This window comes from Janthinobacterium rivuli (genome assembly GCF_029690045.1).
GTDB classification, from domain to species: Bacteria; Pseudomonadota; Gammaproteobacteria; order Burkholderiales; family Burkholderiaceae_D; genus Janthinobacterium; species Janthinobacterium rivuli.
Window position 1 is genome coordinate 4729242 of sequence record NZ_CP121464.1, and the last position, 18975, is coordinate 4748216.

The 18975-nt window shown below is 61.3% G+C and carries 24 protein-coding genes; 5 read left to right on the forward strand and 19 right to left on the reverse strand.

Annotated features, from left to right (window positions below):
* Positions 1-101: 101 nt before the first annotated feature.
* The 4 genes from P9875_RS21490 to P9875_RS21505 form a co-directional block, all read right to left on the reverse strand.
* The gene (locus P9875_RS21490; protein WP_278316553.1) at positions 102-512 is read right to left on the reverse strand and encodes a hypothetical protein; all 411 of its coding nucleotides are present in this window, start codon (positions 510-512) and stop codon (positions 102-104) included.
* A 148-nt stretch (positions 513-660) separates the two neighbouring features.
* Positions 661-1677 (reverse strand): ketol-acid reductoisomerase, encoded by a 1017-nt coding sequence (gene ilvC / locus P9875_RS21495; RefSeq protein WP_034750044.1) that lies wholly within the window; start codon positions 1675-1677, stop codon positions 661-663.
* A gap of 74 nt (positions 1678-1751) precedes the next feature.
* On the reverse strand, positions 1752-2243 hold the full coding sequence (gene ilvN, locus P9875_RS21500) for an acetolactate synthase small subunit (protein ID WP_010399754.1): 492 nt from the start codon (positions 2241-2243) through the stop codon (positions 1752-1754).
* A 2-nt stretch (positions 2244-2245) separates the two neighbouring features.
* The gene (locus P9875_RS21505) at positions 2246-3976 is read right to left on the reverse strand and encodes an acetolactate synthase 3 catalytic subunit (protein WP_051958867.1); all 1731 of its coding nucleotides are present in this window, start codon (positions 3974-3976) and stop codon (positions 2246-2248) included.
* Between the two features lie 495 nt (positions 3977-4471).
* Here P9875_RS21505 and P9875_RS21510 point away from each other — a divergent pair, with 495 nt between their 5' ends.
* From P9875_RS21510 to P9875_RS21530, 5 genes are all read left to right on the forward strand, one after another.
* Positions 4472-5041 carry an RNA polymerase sigma factor gene (locus tag P9875_RS21510; RefSeq protein ID WP_034750048.1) on the forward strand — a complete coding sequence of 190 codons (570 nt, stop codon included), beginning with the start codon at positions 4472-4474 and terminating at the stop codon, positions 5039-5041.
* Positions 5038-5442 carry a DUF3619 family protein gene (locus P9875_RS21515; protein WP_278316554.1) on the forward strand — a complete coding sequence of 135 codons (405 nt, stop codon included), beginning with the start codon at positions 5038-5040 and terminating at the stop codon, positions 5440-5442. The genes P9875_RS21510 and P9875_RS21515 overlap by 4 nt, the downstream gene beginning before the upstream one ends.
* Positions 5443-6213, forward strand: a complete 771-nt coding sequence (locus P9875_RS21520; protein WP_278316555.1) for a DUF3106 domain-containing protein — start codon at positions 5443-5445, stop codon at positions 6211-6213.
* A complete protein-coding gene (locus P9875_RS21525) occupies positions 6203-6739 on the forward strand; it encodes an RDD family protein (RefSeq protein ID WP_278316556.1) in 537 nt (178 codons plus the stop codon). Before P9875_RS21520 ends, P9875_RS21525 begins: the two co-directional genes overlap by 11 nt.
* A 64-nt stretch (positions 6740-6803) precedes the next feature.
* Entirely contained in the window at positions 6804-7280 is a 477-nt protein-coding gene (locus tag P9875_RS21530) for a group III truncated hemoglobin (RefSeq protein ID WP_278316557.1), read from the forward strand.
* Positions 7281-7367: 87 nt separating this feature from the next.
* Here the strand turns inward: P9875_RS21530 and P9875_RS21535 are convergent, their stop codons facing one another.
* The 15 genes from P9875_RS21535 to P9875_RS21605 form a co-directional block, all read right to left on the reverse strand.
* Complete coding sequence (locus P9875_RS21535; RefSeq protein WP_035820567.1) at positions 7368-8126, reverse strand: rRNA pseudouridine synthase; 759 nt, start codon at positions 8124-8126, stop codon at positions 7368-7370.
* Positions 8127-8312: 186 nt separating this feature from the next.
* Positions 8313-9230, reverse strand: a complete 918-nt coding sequence (locus P9875_RS21540) for a class I SAM-dependent methyltransferase (protein WP_423221793.1) — start codon at positions 9228-9230, stop codon at positions 8313-8315.
* Complete coding sequence (gene iscX, locus P9875_RS21545; RefSeq protein ID WP_034750067.1) at positions 9217-9411, reverse strand: Fe-S cluster assembly protein IscX; 195 nt, start codon at positions 9409-9411, stop codon at positions 9217-9219. The genes P9875_RS21540 and iscX overlap by 14 nt, the downstream gene beginning before the upstream one ends.
* 1 nt (position 9412) lies before the next feature.
* Complete coding sequence (gene fdx, locus P9875_RS21550; protein WP_035820570.1) at positions 9413-9754, reverse strand: ISC system 2Fe-2S type ferredoxin; 342 nt, start codon at positions 9752-9754, stop codon at positions 9413-9415.
* Positions 9755-9815: 61 nt separating this feature from the next.
* Complete coding sequence (hscA, locus tag P9875_RS21555; RefSeq protein WP_035820572.1) at positions 9816-11702, reverse strand: Fe-S protein assembly chaperone HscA; 1887 nt, start codon at positions 11700-11702, stop codon at positions 9816-9818.
* Between the two features lie 108 nt (positions 11703-11810).
* Positions 11811-12326: a Fe-S protein assembly co-chaperone HscB gene (gene hscB, locus P9875_RS21560; RefSeq protein WP_035820574.1), complete on the reverse strand. Its 516-nt coding sequence runs from the start codon at positions 12324-12326 to the stop codon at positions 11811-11813.
* A 66-nt stretch (positions 12327-12392) separates the two neighbouring features.
* The gene (gene iscA / locus P9875_RS21565; RefSeq protein ID WP_010399774.1) at positions 12393-12713 is read right to left on the reverse strand and encodes an iron-sulfur cluster assembly protein IscA; all 321 of its coding nucleotides are present in this window, start codon (positions 12711-12713) and stop codon (positions 12393-12395) included.
* A gap of 51 nt (positions 12714-12764) precedes the next feature.
* Positions 12765-13154, reverse strand: a complete 390-nt coding sequence (gene iscU, locus P9875_RS21570; protein WP_034779562.1) for a Fe-S cluster assembly scaffold IscU — start codon at positions 13152-13154, stop codon at positions 12765-12767.
* A gap of 55 nt (positions 13155-13209) precedes the next feature.
* Complete coding sequence (locus tag P9875_RS21575) at positions 13210-14466, reverse strand: IscS subfamily cysteine desulfurase (RefSeq protein WP_035820576.1); 1257 nt, start codon at positions 14464-14466, stop codon at positions 13210-13212.
* 40 nt (positions 14467-14506) lie between these two features.
* Entirely contained in the window at positions 14507-14983 is a 477-nt protein-coding gene (iscR, locus tag P9875_RS21580; RefSeq protein WP_034779566.1) for a Fe-S cluster assembly transcriptional regulator IscR, read from the reverse strand.
* Between the two features lie 189 nt (positions 14984-15172).
* The gene (locus tag P9875_RS21585; protein ID WP_278316558.1) at positions 15173-15724 is read right to left on the reverse strand and encodes an NADAR family protein; all 552 of its coding nucleotides are present in this window, start codon (positions 15722-15724) and stop codon (positions 15173-15175) included.
* 37 nt (positions 15725-15761) lie between these two features.
* Entirely contained in the window at positions 15762-16541 is a 780-nt protein-coding gene (locus tag P9875_RS21590) for a uracil-DNA glycosylase (protein ID WP_278316559.1), read from the reverse strand.
* A gap of 106 nt (positions 16542-16647) precedes the next feature.
* A complete protein-coding gene (gene maiA / locus P9875_RS21595; protein WP_035820582.1) occupies positions 16648-17298 on the reverse strand; it encodes a maleylacetoacetate isomerase in 651 nt (216 codons plus the stop codon).
* A 14-nt stretch (positions 17299-17312) separates the two neighbouring features.
* Positions 17313-18341, reverse strand: a complete 1029-nt coding sequence (locus tag P9875_RS21600; RefSeq protein ID WP_035820584.1) for a fumarylacetoacetate hydrolase family protein — start codon at positions 18339-18341, stop codon at positions 17313-17315.
* A gap of 50 nt (positions 18342-18391) precedes the next feature.
* Positions 18392-18925: a VOC family protein gene (locus P9875_RS21605; RefSeq protein ID WP_278316560.1), complete on the reverse strand. Its 534-nt coding sequence runs from the start codon at positions 18923-18925 to the stop codon at positions 18392-18394.
* Positions 18926-18975 lie beyond the last annotated feature (50 nt).

Here is an 18975-nt window from a genome sequence, read left to right on the forward strand (position 1 = left end):
ATGTAAAACTGCAAAGGAAGGGCGGGATTATATAGGAATATAAAAAGACAGGAGGCGGGCGAAAAGCGTGCGCGCCAACGTGCGCGCCAAAACAACCGCGCTTACGCTGGCGTCATGCAGGCATCATTGGCTGCCTTGCGTGGCGAAAACCAGGCATTCGATTTCGGACTGTACAGCAAGGCGCAGATGACGGCGAACAGGAGCGCGCCAGGCAAGACGTGCATTTTGACCGGCAAGGTCGCCAGGCAGATCACAATGTCGATCACGCCCCACACCAGATAAACGGTGCGCGCGCCACGCTGCCTTTGCAGCATGGCCAGCGCCGCCACCAGGTTAATGCCCATGCTAAACATCAAAATCGCGTATTGCGCCTCGGCGGAAATCACGCTGTGCCCCATTTCGGCCTGCATGGCGGGATCGTTGCGGCCGAGGTAGGACGACACCAGCGCTGACAGCGAGCCGAAAATCAGAAACCAGCAGCTGATGGTCACCAGGAAGGGGCGCTTGACCACATGAAGATTCCCGACAAAAACTTTAGAAAAAACAAGCATGATGCTGACGGTAGGATTGAATGGGCCTGATTGTAACGGATGTTGCTGGCAAAACGATGCGCATAAAAAAGCCGGCTTGCGCCGGCTTCTTGTAAAGAACGATAACTGCTTAGTTTTTCGACTGGTCAACCATCTTGTTCTTGGCGATCCAAGGCATCATGGCGCGCAGTTTCGCGCCCACTTCTTCGATTTGGTGCTCGGACGTCAGACGGCGGCGCGAGATCAGGGTCGGTGCGCCTGCCTTGTTTTCCAGGATGAAGCTCTTCGCGTATTCGCCCGTTTGAATGTCTTTCAGGCATTGACGCATCGCATCCTTGGTGGCCGACGTCACAACCTTAGGACCGGTCACGTATTCGCCGTATTCGGCGTTGTTCGAAATCGAGTAGTTCATGTTGGCGATGCCGCCTTCATAGATCAGGTCGACGATCAGCTTCAGTTCGTGCAAGCACTCGAAGTACGCCATTTCAGGCGCGTAGCCCGCTTCCGTCAGGGTTTCGAAGCCGGCCTTGATCAGTTCCACGGCGCCGCCGCACAGCACGGCCTGTTCGCCGAACAGATCCGTTTCGGTTTCTTCACGGAAGTTCGTTTCGATGATGCCGGCACGGCCGCCGCCGTTGGCCGAGGCGTACGACAGGGCGATATCGCGGGCGATGCCCGATTTGTCCTGGTACACGGCGATCAGGTGGGGCACGCCGCCACCCTGGGTGTAAGTGGCGCGCACGGTGTGGCCTGGCGCTTTCGGCGCGACCATGATCACGTCCAGGTCGGCGCGTGGCACGACTTGGCCGTAATGCACGTTGAAGCCGTGGGCGAAGGCCAGCACGGCGCCCTGCTTGGCGAACGGGGCGATGTTTTCGTTGTAGACCTGGGCGATGTTTTCATCCGGCAGCAAGATCATGATGACGTCGGCCGCTTTCACGGCGTCGTTGACTTCCGCTACTTTCAGGCCGGCTTGCTCGACCTTGGTCCACGAAGCGCCGCCCTTGCGCAGGCCGACGGTGACGTTGACGCCCGAATCGTTCAGGTTTTGGGCGTGTGCATGGCCTTGCGAACCGTAGCCGATGATGGCAACGTTTTTGCCTTTGATCAAGGAGAGGTCAGCGTCTTTGTCGTAAAAAACTTTCATGGTATTTCCTATAATTTGATGATGCGTTGTTGTTTTAAATGCGGCGCCAGGGCCGCGTAGAGCTGCTTATATTTTTATACTTTGAGGATGCGTTCGCCGCGGCCGATGCCGGAACCACCCGTACGGACGGTTTCCAGGATGGCGGCGCGGTCGATCGAATCGATGAACGCGTCGAGCTTGACCTTGTTGCCGGTCAGCTCGATCGTGTACGTCTTTTCGGTGACATCGATGATGCGGCCACGGAAGATATCGGCGGTGCGCTTCATTTCCTCGCGCTCCTTGCCCACGGCACGAACCTTGATCAGCATCAACTCGCGTTCGATATGCTGGCCTTCGGTCAGGTCCACCACTTTCACCACTTCGATGAGGCGGTTCAAGTGCTTGGTGATCTGCTCGATGATGTCGTCCGAGCCGCTGGTGACGATGGTCATGCGCGACAGGGTCGAGTCTTCCGTCGGCGCCACGGTCAACGTTTCGATGTTGTAGCCGCGTGCCGAGAACAGGCCCACCACGCGCGACAGGGCGCCCGCTTCGTTTTCCAGCAAGACAGAAATAATATGGCGCATGATTAGAGGTCCTCCGAGCCGAGCATCATTTCGGACAGGCCTTTGCCGGCTTTCACCATGGGCCACACGTTTTCGGACTGGTCGGTAATAAAGTTCATGAATACCAGCCTGTCTTTCATGCCAAACGCCTCTTTCAGGGCGCCGTCGACGTCGCCCGGTTTTTCAATTTTCATGCCCACGTGGCCGTAGGCTTCCGCCAGCTTCTCGAAGTCGGGCAGCGAATCCATGTACGACTCGGAATAACGCGAACCGTAATCGATTTCCTGCCACTGGCGCACCATACCGAGGAAACGGTTGTTGAGCATGATGATCTTCGGCGTCAGGTGATACTGCTTGCACGTCGCCAATTCCTGGATGCACATCTGGATCGAACCTTCGCCCGTGATGCAGGCAACGGTGGCGTCCGGATTGGCCATCTGCACGCCCATGGCGTATGGCAAGCCGACACCCATGGTGCCCAGTCCGCCGGAATTGATCCAGCGGCGCGGCTTGTCGAAACCATAGTATTGCGCGGCCCACATCTGGTGCTGACCCACGTCGGACGTGATGAAAGCGTCGCCCTTGGTGATCTGGAATACTTTCTCCACCACCGACTGCGGCTTGATGACCAGGTCGGAAGTCGGGTATTTCAGGCATTCGCGGCCACGCCATTCGGCGATCTGCTTCCACCAGTTGCTCAGGGCATTGACGTTCGGCTTGGCTTCGGCCGCGTCCAGTTGCGCGAGGAACTCGATCAGCACGTCCTTGACGTTGCCGACGATGGGGATATCGACCTTGACGCGCTTGGAAATCGACGATGGATCGATGTCCACGTGGATGATCTTGCGCGGATGCGAGGCGAAATGTTTCGGGTTGCCGATCACGCGGTCATCGAAACGGGCGCCGATGGCGATCAGGACGTCGCAGTTCTGCATCGCCATGTTCGCTTCATAGGTGCCGTGCATGCCGGGCATGCCGACATACTGCTCGCTCGAGGCGCGGTAGCCGCCCAGACCCATCAAGGTGTTGGTGCACGGGAAACCCAGGCGGTCGACCAGCTTGTTCAGCTCGGGAGCCGCATGCGCGAGGATGACGCCGCCACCCGTGTAGATCATCGGGCGTTCGGCTTGCAGCAACAGCTGCACGGCCTTGCGGATCTGGCCCGAGTGGCCCTTGTCGACGGGACGGTAGGAACGCATCTCGACTTCCTTCGGATAGTCGAAATGGCATTTGTGCATGCTGATATCCTTGGGGATATCGACCAGCACGGGTCCCGGACGGCCGGTACGCGCGATGAAGAAGGCTTTCTTGATCGTCGATGCCAGGTCCTTGACGTCCTTGACGAGGAAGTTGTGCTTAACCACGGGGCGCGTGATGCCGACCGTGTCGCATTCCTGGAACGCATCCTGTCCGATGGCGTGGCTCGGCACCTGGCCGGAGATCACCACCATGGGAATCGAGTCCATGTACGCGGTGGACAGGCCCGTGACGGCATTCGTGACGCCCGGACCGGACGTGACGATGGCGACACCGACTTTGTTCGAGCTGCGCGAATAGGCATCGGCGGCGTGGATCGCGGCCTGCTCGTGGCGTACCAGGATATGCTGGAATTTGTTTTGCTGGAAGATGGCGTCGTAGATGTAGAGTACGGCTCCGCCCGGGTATCCAAAGACGTGCTCGACGCCCTCTTCAGCCAGACAGCGCACGACAATTTCTGCGCCGGTAATGGGTCCTGCTGCTGCTTCGGTATTCATGAAACATTCCTTTCAAGGTCCATTGGAGATTGATCGGATGTTCTTTCCTGACGAAGTTCGCCGTGCGCGACAGTGCTCCTGCTTCCCTTTTCATGCGGTCACGACATTTCTTTGGGCACCCATAGATACCTTACAAAACAACGCTTAACGCAACTCGTTTGGCCGGAGTTTCTGTGGCGCCTGTACGAACCGCTCGCGCTTGTGGCGCGGGTTAGAACAAACTGCCTACAAATGAAAGCGCGTCTTGCCGCGGATGGCCTTGTGTGCCGGTCGCGACCTGACCATAGGGCTTTGGGGTGTTCAAAGCGTCCCATACGTTATCGCGTTGCACCATTATGGTCAAGGAAAATGTCGGCCGAAAGGCCATTTCGCCCGCACGCCGTGCAAAAACCCTGCGGAAACGCACATTTTTTGCTAGCATGCACGGGGTTGCAAAAAGCATACCCGCCCCAATTCGCCCACCGCCCCCGCAGCCGCTAAGATCCCCAATACCGCATGGCAACAGACAAAGAATTATCCGACTTTCTAGAAAATGTCGAGCGGCGCGCCTTCAAGCAAGCCGCCTACGCGGTCCGCAAGGAAGAGTCGGCACTTGACATCGTGCAGGACGCCATGATCAAGCTGGCCGAAAAGTACGGCGACAAGCCGGCCGCCGAACTGCCGATGCTGTTCCAGCGCATTCTGCAGAACACCATACTCGATTATTTCCGCCGAGAAAAAGTTCGCAACACCTGGGTCAGCCTGTTTTCCGGCATGAAGCCCTCGGGCGACGAGCATGAAGATTTTGATATACTTGACACATATGAATCGGAACAGGGCTCCAGCGCCGCCGAATCGTCGGCCGACCAGGTCGAACGCGCGCAAATGCTTGATTTGATTGATGCAGAGGTACAAAAACTGCCTTCACGTCAACGCGAAGCCTTCCTCATGCGTTACTGGCAGGACATGGATGTGGCTGAAACAGCGGAAGCGATGGGTTGCTCCGAAGGTAGCGTGAAAACACATTGCTCTAGAGCTACCCACACGCTCGCCGAATCGCTGAAAGCCAAGGGAATTAAATTATGAACACCGACGATCTCAATTTCGCTTACAAAGTGCGCCATGCACTGAACGAAAAACTCGACGACCTGCCCGCATCGGCCACCGATCGCCTGGCGGCGGCACGCAAGCTGGCCCTGTCGCGCAAGAAGGCGGACGCGCCCGCCTCCGTCGCCGTACGCAAGGACGTCTTCGCCGGCATCGCCAGCAGCCTGTTCGTCGAACCGCTGTCGTGGCTGGGCCGCATGAGCGTCATCATCCCCCTGCTGCTGCTGGTCGGCGGCCTGGTGGGCATCTATCAGTTTGAGCAGGAACAACATATTGCCGAACTGGCAGAAATCGACGCCGCCGTCCTGTCGGACGAATTGCCGCTCTCCGCCTATATGGACCATGGCTTCAACGCCTACCTGACGAAACGCGAGCAATAAATGGCACGCACGAGCGTACGCAAAGGCTGGCTGGCTGGCGGCGTCGGCCTGGGTGCCTGCGCCCTGGCGGGCGCCGCCTGGGTAGGCGCGCAGCAACATGCCGCCCCCGCCGCCCCTCCCGTGGCCGCCGCGCCCGTGGTGGCGCCAGCCCCGGCCGCCAAGCCCGGCTCGCCCCGCACGGCCGGCAAAGGCGGCACGCCCAAGGCGGGCGAGAATCCATCGTGGAACAAGCTGTCGCGCGCGCAGCAGGAAGCCCTGCAGCCGCTGGCCGGCGAATGGAACAAGCTGGAACCGCTGCGCAAGCAGAAATGGCTCGATATCGCCAACCGTTTCGCGTCCATGACACCAGACGAGCAAACCCGCGTGCATGACCGCATGCGCGAATGGGTCAAGCTGACGCCGGAACAGCGCCGCCTCGTGCGCGAAAACTATACGCGCACAAAGAAGATTGATCCGGGTCAAAAAACCGCGCAATGGGAGCAATACCAGCAATTGCCGGAAGATCAAAAGAAAAAGCTGGCGACGGAACTCGTGCCGAAAAAACCGCTGGGTAAAGTGCCGGCGATCAATTCAAATACGAGCAAGCCGCCCGTGATACTGCCGCCTGCCACGCCGGCAGCGCCTGCCGTCGCCGCGCCAGTCCTGCCGCCCGCTCCCGCAGCGACGGCCGTGCCGGCAGGCGATCCTGCCGCCACCACACCACCCGCCGCCGCCGCCGTGCCCGTCACGCCACCTGTTACGCCTGCCCCACTGCCAAGCAATGTCAAATAGCACGCCTGCCGCCAGCACCACTTCCCATCCCACGATCAAGCGCCGCCTGATTTCCATGGTCTACGAGTCGCTGCTGGCCCTGGCCGTGCTCTTTTTACCGTTCCTGCTGTTTGAACTGGCCGTGCAAGGCGCACATACGCCGTTGACGGAACACATGCGCCAATGCCTGGCCTTCCTCGTCATGGGCGCGTATTTCATCCATCAGTGGAGCCGCGAAGGGCAAACCCTGGCCATGAAGACGTGGCGCCTGAAAGTCGTGCTGCCGGGCCAAGCCCACGTGCCGCTACGCGTGGCCGCCTACCGCTATGTCCTGTCATGGATGTGGCTGCTGCCCGCGCTCGTGGCGGCGTATGCCTTCGACCTGCAGCACTGGACAGCTCTGGGCGCCATCGGCGTCGGCATCCTGGCCTGGTCCAGCACGGCCCTGTTCACGGGCAACGGGCAATTCCTGCACGACAAGCTGGCGGGCACGCAAATCGTGCAATTGCCGGCACCGGCGAAGAAGTCAAAGAAAGTCGCCGCCTGAGTTTTTTATGCGGCTTGACCTGGGTCATTGAAGCGTCACGGGGGCTCTGCGATCATGGCATGCCATGAATAATACCGCCCCCCTCCCCCACACACGCTTCGCTCCCTACCGCGAGGAAGTCTGCAGCGAAGACGAAGTCAAACACCTCGTCCACACCTTTTATGCGGCCGCGCGCGACGACGCCATGCTGGGCCCCATCTTTGCCGCCGAGGTCAAGGATTGGGATGCCCACCTGGCAACATTGGTCGATTTCTGGTCAGGCTTGCTGCGCGGCACCATGCGCTACCACGGCAAGCCGCTGGCCCAGCACGCGCAAATGGGAAATTTGACGCCCTGCATGTTCCGCCGCTGGCTGACCCTGTTCTTCGCCACGACGGAAAGCATGGGCAATGCGGCCCTGCAAGAGAAGGCCGATACCATTGCCTTGAATATCGCCGAACGGCTCTGGAAAAGCTTTGCGGAAAGCCACGCGAGCAAATGCAGTCCGCAGCAAACAGCCAGCCTCACGACGCCTGAGAAAACCGTAGCGAGCGGAAGCTAGTTGTGGCTAAGAAGCGCAACTGTACTCTAGTACAGTGAGCATCGCAGGCCGCAAATAGCGACGCGCAGTAGGTTTGCTCAGGTGTTACTAGAACCGTTCGTAGCCTTGCAGATAGCGCCACTGGCCTGACGGCATGGCGCCCATCGAAATACGGCCAATGCGCAAGCGTTTCATGGCGACGACGTCCAGTCCCACCATCTTGCACATGTGGGCGATCTGGCCTGGCTGCACGTTTTTCAGGGCAAAGCGCAAGCGCGTTTCATTTTGCCAGCTGACCTTGATCGGCGGCAAAGGCTTGCCATTGAAGGGCAAGCCGTGATTCAGCAGCGCCAGGCCATTCTCGGCGATGGCGCCCGACACTTCCACGATGAATTCCTGCTCCACCGTTTTCGCTTCGTCGACCAGCTTGCGGGCCACGCGAAAATCCTGCGTAAACACCAGCAGGCCGGAAGCCATGGTCTCGAGCGGATTGGTGATGGTCAGGCCGATCAGATGACGCTTGAGAAAGCGCGTGACTGAGCTGGGCGCCACATTTTCCGGCGTGAAAATCTCTTCGGGACGCAAACAGCTCAATGCCGGCTTGCCTTCGCTGCCCACGCCGCCGTTGATCCCAGCCGGCTTGTGCAGCAGAATCGTCACGGGCGGCATTTCTTCCAGGGTTGCATTTGGCAGCAGCACCACCGTTTGATTGTCGGCCACGCGCGCGCCCGACTCTTCCACCAGCACGCCATCGACCGTGACCCAGCCGCCCTCGATATACAGCTCGGCCTCGCGGCGCGAACAAGGTACGTCTTCAGACAGGCGCTTGGCCAGGCGGACGGTGGGCATTTCGATTGGTGTGGTCATGGGGAGGCGCAAAAAGCAAGGGAGGAGAAAGCCGGTATTGTAACCGACCGGCTCCTCCCCTTTTGTTGACGTTGTTGCTGACTGCCTGGTGGTTGTCGGATTACGCTGCGCTAATCCGACCTACGCGACCGGCGCGGCGGTGGCGGGTTTGGTAGGTTGGATTAGCGGAACGCGTAATCCAACAAGTCAGGCCGTCGCCTTGGCCAATTCCTCGGCAAAGAAACGGTGGCCCATTTCTTCCAGACCCAGGGTCTGCAGCACTTCCTGCAGGCGCTCCGTCGGACGCTGGCGCGGCAGGTTTTTATAGCTGGCGATGATCAGTTCATTCTTCATCGAATGCTCCCAGCCCACCAGTTCCGTCACGCTGACCTGGTAGCCATGGGCTTCCAGCTGCAGACAGCGCAGCACGTTGGTGATCTGGCTGCCGAACTCGCGCGTGTGCAGCGGGTGGCGCCACAATTCCGTCAAGACACTCTTGCCCAGGCTCTTGCCCTTGTTCTTTTTCAGCACGGACGCGACTTCCGCCTGGCAGCATGGCACCAGCACCATGAATTTCGCCTTCTTTTTCAAGGCAAAGTGGATCGCGTCATCGGTGGCCGTGTTGCAGGCATGCAAGGCAGTGACGATGTCGATCTGCTGGGGCAACAAATTCGATTCCGTCGATTCGGCCACGGACAGCGGCAGGAACGACATGCCGGGGAACTTGAATTTCTTCGCCAGCTCTTGCGAGCGCTGCACCAGCTCTTCACGCGTCTCGATGCCGTAGATGTGCGAACCGTCGTTGCCGTTCTTGAAGAACAGGTCGTACAGGATAAAGCCCAGATACGACTTGCCGGCGCCATGGTCGACCAGGGAAACGCCGGGGTGGTCGAGCTGCACTTCACGCAGCAGCGGCTCGATGAACTGCGTCAGGTGATACACCTGCTTGAGCTTGCGGCGGCTGTCCTGGTTCATCTTGCCGTCGCGCGTCAGGATGTGCAATTCCTGCAGCAAGGCGACCGACTGGCCATCCTTGATCTCGGGCATGTTGCTGGCGGCCGTGATGACGTCTTTCGGCGCAGCGGCTGCGGTGGCGGCGGGTGCCGCGCCCTTAGCGCGCTTCATCGATCCACGCCATCTGTATCGCTTCGAGCACTTTTTCGCCGCCGCGCGTGTGGTCATCGTCGAAGCCGTCCAGTTCCACCACCCAGTTATGCAGGTCGGTGAAACGCACGGTCAGGGGATCGATGTCCGGATGCGTGTCGAACAAGGCTTCGGCAATCGCGGTGATGTCGGACCATTTCATGTTAGTGACTGCCTTCGCTGACCTGGTTGATCGTGTATTTCGGGATCTCGACGACGAGGTCGGCGTCGGCCACGATGGACTGGCACGACAGGCGCGACACGGCTTCCAGGCCCCAGGCCTTGTCCAGCATGTCTTCTTCCAGTTCCGTCGCTTCGTTCAGCGATTCGATGCCTTCGCGGACCAGCACGTGGCAAGTGGTGCAGGCGCACGATTTTTCGCAGGCGTGCTCGATGTCGATGTCGTTCTCCAGCAGGATGTCGCAGATGGACTTGCCGGCAGGGGCTTCGATGACGGCGCCGTCCGGGCAAAGCTTGGCGTGCGGCAGGATAACGATTTGTGGCATGGTTTCTTCTTTCAGTCTGTCATTCGGAGCGCGGCCGCAGCTTCGGCGGCGCGCTGTTCAATTAGTCTTGTACGACCTGGTCCAGCGATTTGCCGGTGAGAGCCGTGCGCACGCTGCGGTCCATGCGGCGCGAGGCGAAATCCTCGGTGCCGTCGGCCAACGCTTCAATCGCCAGCTTCAAGGCCTGGTGGTCGATGGCGCCGCTTTGCGATTGCACGATGGCGTCGCGCACCTTGTTCATCAGGCCATCCACGGTGACGCGCTCGGCGTCATCGAGCAAGCCGCCGTCTTCATCGAGGGCCGACTGCGTGGCCAGCAGGATGCGTTCCGCTTCCACCTGCTCTTCGCGCAGCGCGCGCGCCACCATGTCGACGTCGGCCGACGTGTACGAGTCCTGCAGCATGCGGGCGATGTCGTCATCGCCCAGGCCGTAGGCCGGCTTGACGCTGATCGACGCTTCCACGCCCGAGCGCAGCTCGCGCGCCGAGACGGACAGCAAGCCGTCCGCATCGACCTGGTAGGTGATGCGGATGCGCGCGGCGCCCGCCACCATCGGCGGAATGCCGCGCAATTCAAAACGCGCCAGCGAGCGGCAGTCGCTGACCAGTTCGCGCTCGCCCTGCAGCACGTGCACGGCCAACGCCGTCTGGCCATCTTTAAACGTCGTGAATTCCTGCGCACGCGCGCACGGGATCGTCGAATTGCGCGGGATGATCTTTTCCACCAGGCCGCCCATGGTTTCGATGCCGAGCGACAGCGGGATCACGTCCAGCAGCAGCCAGTCGTCGCCGGCGGCGCGGTTGCCGGCCAGCAAGTTCGCCTGGATGGCGGCGCCCAGCGCCACCACTTTGTCCGGGTCGATGTTCGCGTGCGGCGTCGTGTGGAAGAATTCGCTCACGGCGCGCTGCACGTGCGGCATGCGCGTGGCGCCGCCCACCATCACCACGCCGTCGACGTCGTCCGCATCCACGTTCGCGTCGCGCAGGGCTTTCTTGATGGCGTTCATGGTCTTGGCCACCAGGTGCTGCGTCATGGCGGCAAAGTCCGCTGCCGTGATGCGCAGGTGGATCTCTTCGTCCGAGTTCAGCTTGGCGTCGATCGTCGTTTCCGACTTGGTCGACAGCAATTCCTTGATCTCGCGCGCCTTGACCATCAGGATGGCCGTGTCTTCGTCGGACAGGGGCGCCAGCTTGGCGTGCTCGCTGATCCAGCAGAACAGGCGGCGGTCGAAATCGTCGCCGCCCAGGGCCGAGTCGCCGCCCGTGGACAACACTTCGAAGACACCCTTGCTCAGTCGCAGGATCGAGATGTCGAAGGTGCCGCCGCCGAGGTCATACACGGCGTACACGCCTTCGGAAGCGTTGTCGAGGCCATACGCGATGGCGGCGGCCGTCGGCTCGCTCAGCAGGCGCAGCACGTTGATGCCGGCCAGCTGCGCCGCATCCTTGGTGGCCTGGCGCTGCGCGTCGTCAAAGTAGGCCGGTACGGTGATCACGGCGCCGACCAGGTCGTCGCCCAGCGAATCTTCAGCGCGCTGGCGCAGGGTGGCGAGGATTTGCGCCGACACTTCGACGGGGCTTTTCACGCCGGCCACGGTTTTCAGCTGCACCATGCCAGGCGTATCCTGGAAATCGTAGGGCAGGTTTTCCGCGTAGGCGATGTCGGCCAGGCCGCGGCCCATGAAGCGTTTCACGGACACGATGGTATTCTTCGGGTCGGTCGTTTGCGCGGCCAGGGCCTTGTAGCCGATATTGGCGTGGCCGTTCGGCAGGTAGCGCACGACGGACGGCAGCAGGGAGCGCCCGTCTTCATCGTTGAGCACCTCGGGGATGCTGTTGCGGACGGTGGCGACCAGGGAATTGGTGGTGCCCAGATCGATGCCGACGGCCAGGCGGTGCTGGTGCGGCGCGGTCGACATGCCTGGTTCGGAAATTTGCAGAAGTGCCATTGTATTCGTGCCTCGATTAATTTTTTGCGTGATGCGGTTGATGCCTGTCGCGCATTATAAGACGCGCGCCAGACTGGCGCTTGGCACGCCGGTCAAGCTATCCGGAGATCAAACTTCAATCGCCTCATAGGCAAAACGGACTTCCTCGCCGAATTTGTCGAGGAACATCAGGGCGCGCACGCTTTGCGCCGCATTCACATAGTCGGCGGCGTCGAGCTGGGCCGCCACCTGGGCCAGCAAGGCCTTGCGTTCGCCGCGCAGCTGGCGGTCCAGGGCGTCGAGCGCGTCGGCATCCTTGCCGGCACGCGCGTCGCCCAGTTCTTCGCGCCATTCCATCTGCTGCATCAGGAAGCTGACCGGCATGGCCGTGTTCGACTCCGTCTGCAGGTCGACGCCATTGAGCTCGCACAGGTATTGCGCGCGTTTTTGCGGGCTTTTCAGGGTTTGGTAGGCTTCATTGGCGCGCGTGGCCCATTGCATCGCCACGCGCTTTTCAGCGCTGCTGGCGTTGATGAAGCGGTCCGGATGGACCTTGCCCTGCACGTCGCGGTAGGCTGCGTCGAGCGCGCTCATGTCGAGCGAGAACTGCGCCGGCAACTGGAATAATTCGAAGTGGTTTTGCATAATGGTCAGTGGTCGCTGTACCGCAATCGATGGGTACAGCGCACCGACCGGGGTCTTGCCAGCTGTTTAAATCCTGAAGGACTCGCCGCAGCCGCAGGCGTCTTTTTCGTTCGGATTGTGGAACTTGAAACCTTCGTTCAAGCCTTCGCGCGCGAAATCGAGTTCCGTGCCGTCGATGTAAGGCAGGCTTTTCGGGTCGACGAAGACTTTCACGCCGTGCGACTCAAAAACGCTGTCTTCGGCCGCCACTTCATCGACATATTCCAGCTTGTAGGCCAGGCCCGAGCAGCCCGTGGTACGCACGCCAAAGCGCAGGCCCATGCCCTTGCCGCGCCGTTCGATATAACGGTTGATGTGTTTCGCCGCTTTTTCGGTCAGTGTGATCATGTATTTCTCCGTAACTGCCCCGGCCTTGCGGCTGGGGCGGGCTACCAACGTTTAAGCTGCTGCCGGGTGACGGGTCTGGTAATCCAGAACAGCTGCCTTGATGGCGTCTTCCGCCAGGATGGAGCAGTGGATCTTCACTGGCGGCAGGGCCAGTTCTTCGGCGATCTGCGTGTTCTTGATGGCCAGCGCCTGGTCCAGGGTTTTACCCTTGACCCATTCGGTCACCAGCGAGCTCGACGCGATGGCCGAACCGCAGCCGTAGGTCTTGAATTTCGCATCTTCGATCAGGCCATCGGCGCCGACCTTGATCTGCAGTTTCATCACGTCGCCGCAGGCGGGCGCGCCGACCATGCCGGTGCCGATGGTTTCATCACCCTTGTCGAAAGCGCCCACATTGCGCGGGTTTTCGTAGTGATCGAGTACTTTGTCCGAGTAAGCCATTTTGATGCTCCTTTAATATTCTTGCCGGCCCCGTCAACAGGGGCCACGGTGTTGGTTAGTGGGCTGCCCATTGAATCGAATTGATGTCGATTCCATCCTTGAACATGTCCCACAGCGGCGACAGTTCGCGCAGCTTGTGTACTTTCGATTTCAGCAGGTTCACGGCGAAGTCGATGTCTTCCTCGGTCGAGAAGCGGCCGATGGTGAAACGGATCGAGCTGTGCGCCAGTTCGTCGCTGCGGCCCAGGGCGCGCAGCACGTACGATGGTTCCAGGCTGGCCGAGGTGCAGGCCGAACCGGACGACACGGCGATATCCTTGATCGCCATGATCAGCGACTCGCCTTCGACGTAGTTGAAGCTCACGTTCAGGTTGTGCGGCACGCGGTGATCCATGTCGCCGTTGATGTAGACTTCTTCGATCTCTTGCAAGCCCTTGGCCAGGCGGTCGCGCAAGGCCAGGATGCGGCCGATTTCGCTGTCCATTTCTTCCTTGGCGATGCGGAACGCTTCGCCCATGCCGACGATCTGGTGCGTTGGCAGGGTGCCCGAGCGCAGGCCGCGCTCATGGCCGCCACCGTGCATCTGCGCTTCCAGGCGCACGCGCGGCTTGCGGCACACGTACAGGGCGCCCACGCCTTTCGGGCCGTAGGTTTTGTGCGCGGTGAAGGTCATCAGGTCGACCTTGGTCTTTTGCAGGTCGATGACGACCTTGCCCGTCGCTTGCGCGGCGTCGCAATGGAAGATGATGCCTTTCGAGCGGCAGAATACGCCGATCTCGTCGATCGGCTGGATCACGCCGATTTCGTTGTTCACCAGCATGACCGACACGAGGATGGTGTCCGGGCGCACGGCCGCGGCCAGCTGCTCGACGGTGATCAGGCCGTTGTCCTGCGGTTCCAGATACGTCGCTTCAAAGCCGATGCGTTCCAGTTCACGCACCGTGTCCAGTACCGATTTGTGCTCGGTCTTGACAGTGATGATGTGCTTGCCCTTGGTCTTGTAGAACTGCGCCGCGCCCTTGATGGCCAGGTTGTTGCTTTCCGTCGCGCCGGAGGTCCAGATGATTTCGCGCGGATCGGCGTTCACCAGGGCCGCCACGTGGCCGCGTGCCTCTTCCACGGCTTTTTCCGCCGTCCAGCCATACATGTGGCTGCGCGATGCCGGATTGCCGAACTGCTCGCGCAAGTAAGGAATCATCTTGTCGGCGACGCGTGGATCGATCGGCGTCGTGGCCGAGTAATCCATGTAGATCGGGAAATGCGGTGCGGTTTCAAAGTGCACTTGGCCTACGTTTTTTTCTGGGGCGTTCATCAATAACTCCTGCAATCAGCAACTGGTATTTTTGTCATTATCAACCGAGGGCGGCGTGGTTACGGTGCATCACCATCACGCTTTGTTCGGCAATCTTTTGTCTCTGCTGGTCGACCAGGTCCTGCAAGGACACAGAATCCAGATAATCGACCATTTTTTCGTTGAGTGTGGACCACAATTCATGCGTCATGCAGCGCGCACCCGTGGCCGCATCGGCGCCGTGGCAATGCTCCTTGCCGCCGCACTGCGTGGCGTCCAGCGGTTCGTCGACGGCGATGATGATGTCGGCCACCGTCACTTTGTCGGCACGGCGCGCCAGGCTGTAGCCGCCGCCGGGACCACGGATCGATTCGACGATCTCATGGCGGCGCAGCTTGCCAAACAGCTGTTCCAGGTAGGACAGGGAAATCGACTGGCGCTGGCTGATGCCGGACAAGGTGACCGGACCTTTACCCTGGCGCAGGGCAAGATCGATCATCGCGGTCACGGCAAAACGGCCTTTTGTAGTCAGACGCATACATCCTCTGGTCAACTGGTTTAAAATATTGCGGTTTTTCAACTCCTCAAACCCCGAGTAGTTGAATGATTTAGTCAAGTATAACAAATTCGGCGGGGTTTGTCAGAGCGCCCCTCGATGACCACAGGGCTGGAAGGGGCATGGCCGGCCGCGCCAGGCGCGGCGGCATCAGGAAAACAACAGTACGGTTCAAGCGCGCAAGGCGCTCCTCACTTTCATCAACTCGAAACCCAACAAGTTCAAGCCGTCCCAGGTGGCGGGATCCAGGATGCGCGGATTGTCCGACGCCAGGCCCACGCCCCAGATGCGGTCGACGGGACTGGCTTCGACGATCACGCGCTCGCCCGTGCCCAGCAGAAACTTGCGCAGCGCCGCCTTTTGCGAAAACTTGGCAAAGTTGCCATCGAAGACGATGCCGGCGCGTGCCGCTTCCCATACTTTGGCGTCAAAATTCGCCACTTCGCGCCCCAGCTTTTTCACTTCCGACGGCCGCGCGGCCGCCACGATGCGCGCCTGCACGGCCGTGTCGCCAAACAGGGCCGCCTTTTGCGCCATCATGTAGTGCTCGGCCGTCGCATACGTCACGCCGGCCAGGCTGAATGGCGATGGAAACCACTGGCTGAAGCAGCTTTTGTCGGGCACCTGCGGCTGCGCCGGCGTGTGTCCCCAGAAATACAGATAGTCGGGCACGCCGCACGCCGCGATCCACACCTTCAATTCTTCCACGTTACTGATTTGCATATTCCCCGCACTTCCGCCAGATGGCGTCAATTCAATCTCAAGCACGCAATAGTTGCATCGGGCCAAACAAGGCCTGCATGTCACGATTGCCGATAAAGGACAGATTATACGGATGTTCCGCCGTCACCTGCGGCAAGGCCGCCGCCACCGGCAAACGTTTGATGAGCTCGGCGATCTTGCCCCACAGAACCAGTTGCGGCAAGGCCGCCCCGCCCTGCTGCGCCAGCGCTTCGAGCACCACCTGCAGGAAGGGCAGCCAGCCGCGCGCATCCTGCACGGGCGGCACGTGGGCACGGAACACCAGCGCCGCGTTGAGCAGCAGGAAGCCCTGTTCCGTCATCTTGCGCTGCAAGTCGGGCAAGGTCTGGATCACGCCGCTGCCCGGCAGTTGCGCGGCGGCCGCCACGGGCGCCATGGCCACGCCGGAAGTATCTCCGGCCTGCAGCTGGCCATCGGCCACCAGCAGCATCTTCATGAAGTTGCGCAGCGAGGTGGCGCGGTTGACGGGCTTCGACAGGCCCGTGGCCGACCACAGACTGCCGACTGCGCCATCCATGAAGCACACGCCCGTGGCGCTGTCGGCGCGCGGATACGGCCCCTCACCTACCAGCACGTAGCGCACCTGCGCCAGCGGCAGGGCAAAAGCGGCGAACAGCCGGCCCTGCGTGGGCAGGTAGTCGTCGATGGCCAGTGCCGGCAGGTAGGCGGGATCGGCCGCCATCACGGCGTGCAAGCCGCGCAGCAGGATGGGACGCCAGGAATCATGCGCCAGGGACAGGGCATCGATGATGCTGGCAGGAACGGTTGTTGCAGTCATGGCGCGTAAAGTATTTGGGCAAACGCAAATTGTAGCGCACCGGCACGCATAAAAAATCCCCGACCTGTTGCCAGGCCGGGGATCTCGGTATTGAGCTACTTCCAGTCTATTCGGCGTCAGGCTGCCGCGACGGATGGGCGGCCGCAAACGCGGGCAAGCCGGCGCAATGGGCATGGATGCGCGCCACGCGCGGGTATGGCGCCAGGTCGATGGCGAAGCGCTGCGCATTGAATACCTGCGGCACCAGGCAGCAATCGGCCATCGTCGGGCCGTCGCCATGGCAGAACAGGCCCGTGCCGGCCGGATCGCCCTGCGCCAGCAGCGCCTCCACGGCCGCCAGCCCCTCGGCCATCCAGTGGCGGTACCACTCCTGCTTGGCCTCGTCCGACAGGCCCAGGGTGTTTTTCAGGTATTTCAACACGCGCAGATTCGTCAGCGGATGGGCGTCGCAGGCAATCGCCAGCGCCAGCGCGCGCACCCTGGCGCGGCCCAGCGCGTCCGCCGGCAGCAGCGGCACGTCAGGGCGCGTCTCGTCCAGATACTCGAGCATGGCAAGCGACTGCGTCAGGATGGCGCCGTCGTCGTCGAGCGCCGGCACCAGGGCCGACGGATTGACGGCGCGGTAGGCTGGCAGCAGCTGCTGGCCGCCATCCTGCAGCAGGTGCACGGGGATGCTGTCGTAGGCGATGCCTTTGAGATTCAAGGCAATGCGCACGCGGTAGGCGGCCGAACTGCGGAAATAGGTGTACAGCTTCATGGGGCGCCCTCCCCTCAGGCGCGTGTGGCGCCAGCGTACAGGGCCACGGTCTGCTCGATGCTGCCGAAGATGCTGGCGCCGGCCGCGTCGCGCATTTCGATGCGCACCGTGTCGCCGAACTTCAGGTAGGCCGTTTTCGGCGCGCCATGTTCGATGGTTTCATACATGCGCACTTCGGCCAGGCAGCAGTAGCCCACGCCGCCGTTCTCGATGCTGGAACCAAACAGGTTGCCCTGCTTGTTCGACACGGTGCCGGAACCGATGATGCTGCCGGCGCCCAGTTCGCGCGTCTTGGCCGCATGCGCGACCAGCTGGGCAAAGTCGAAGGTCATGTCTTCGCCCGCGTTCGGCTTGCCGAAGGGCTTGTCGTTGAGGTCCACCAGCAGCGGCAAATGCAGCTTGCTGCCGGCCCAGTCGGCACCCAGTTCATCGGGCGTGACGGCGACGGGCGAAAACGCGCTGGCCGCCTTCGACTGGAAGAAACCGAAACCCTTGGCCAGTTCGCCCGGAATCAGGTTGCGCAAGGAGACGTCGTTGACCAGCATGACGAGGCGAATGGCTTTCGCCGCGTCGTCCACGCCGGCGCCCATGGCCACGTCGCCCGTAATCACCGCCACTTCCGCTTCCAGGTCGATGCCCCACTCTTCCGACAAGGCGAAGATCGGGTCGCGCGGGCCAATAAAACTGTCCGAGCCGCCCTGGTACATCAGCGGGTCCGTGTAGAACGAGGCCGGCACTTCCGCGTTGCGCGCCTTGCGCACCAGTTCCACGTGGTTGATGTAGGCGGAACCGTCGGCCCACTGGTAGGCGCGCGGCAGCGGCGAGTGGCACAGCGCCGCATCAAACGGCTGCGCGTCCGGCGCCTGGCCCGCATTCAGGTCGGCATACGCCTGCTCCAGCTTGGGCGCGACAGCGTCCCAGTTGTCGAGCGCCGCCTGCAGGGTGGGCGCGATGGCTGCCACGCGCTGGTACTGGCGCAGGTCGCGGCTGACGAGGATCAGGGCGCCGTCGCGGCTGCCGTTTTTCAGGGTTGCGAGTTTCATGGTCTTCCTTGTTCGGTGGTTGTTTCAGAGAGGTTGCCGGTCTGGGGCGCTCAGGCGTCGGCCGGCGCGTGCATCCAGGCGGCGTGCTTGGGAGCGCGGCGGGTCTGCGACCATTCTTCCAGCATTTCCCATTTGACGGCGTCCAGTTTGGCCTTCATCTCGGGCGTGCCCACGTTGGCCGCCAGTTCCAGGCGATGGCCGTTCGGGTCGAAGAAATAGATCGACTGGAAGATGGCGTGGTTGACGGGGCCCAGCACCTCGATGCCGCCGGCCACCAGGCGCTCCTTGGCGGCCAGCAGTTCTTCCATGCTGCCCACTTCCAGCGCCAGGTGCTGCACCCAGGCCGGGGTATTGCGGTCGCGGTCCATCGGCGGCTGCGTCGGCAGTTCAAAAAAGGCCAGCACATTGCCCTGCCCCGCGTCGAGGAAGACGTGCATGTACGGGTCCGGCGCCTTGGTCGACGGCACCAGGTCTTCGGCGATGGCGAGGACGAAATTCATGTTCAAATGCTTGACGTACCACTCGACGGTTTTCTTCGCGTCGATGCAGCGGTAGGCGACGTGGTGGATTTGCTTGATCTTCATGTGCTTGTCTCCAATGGATGGCGCCGTGGGCGCGTTGGCTGGCCTGTTTT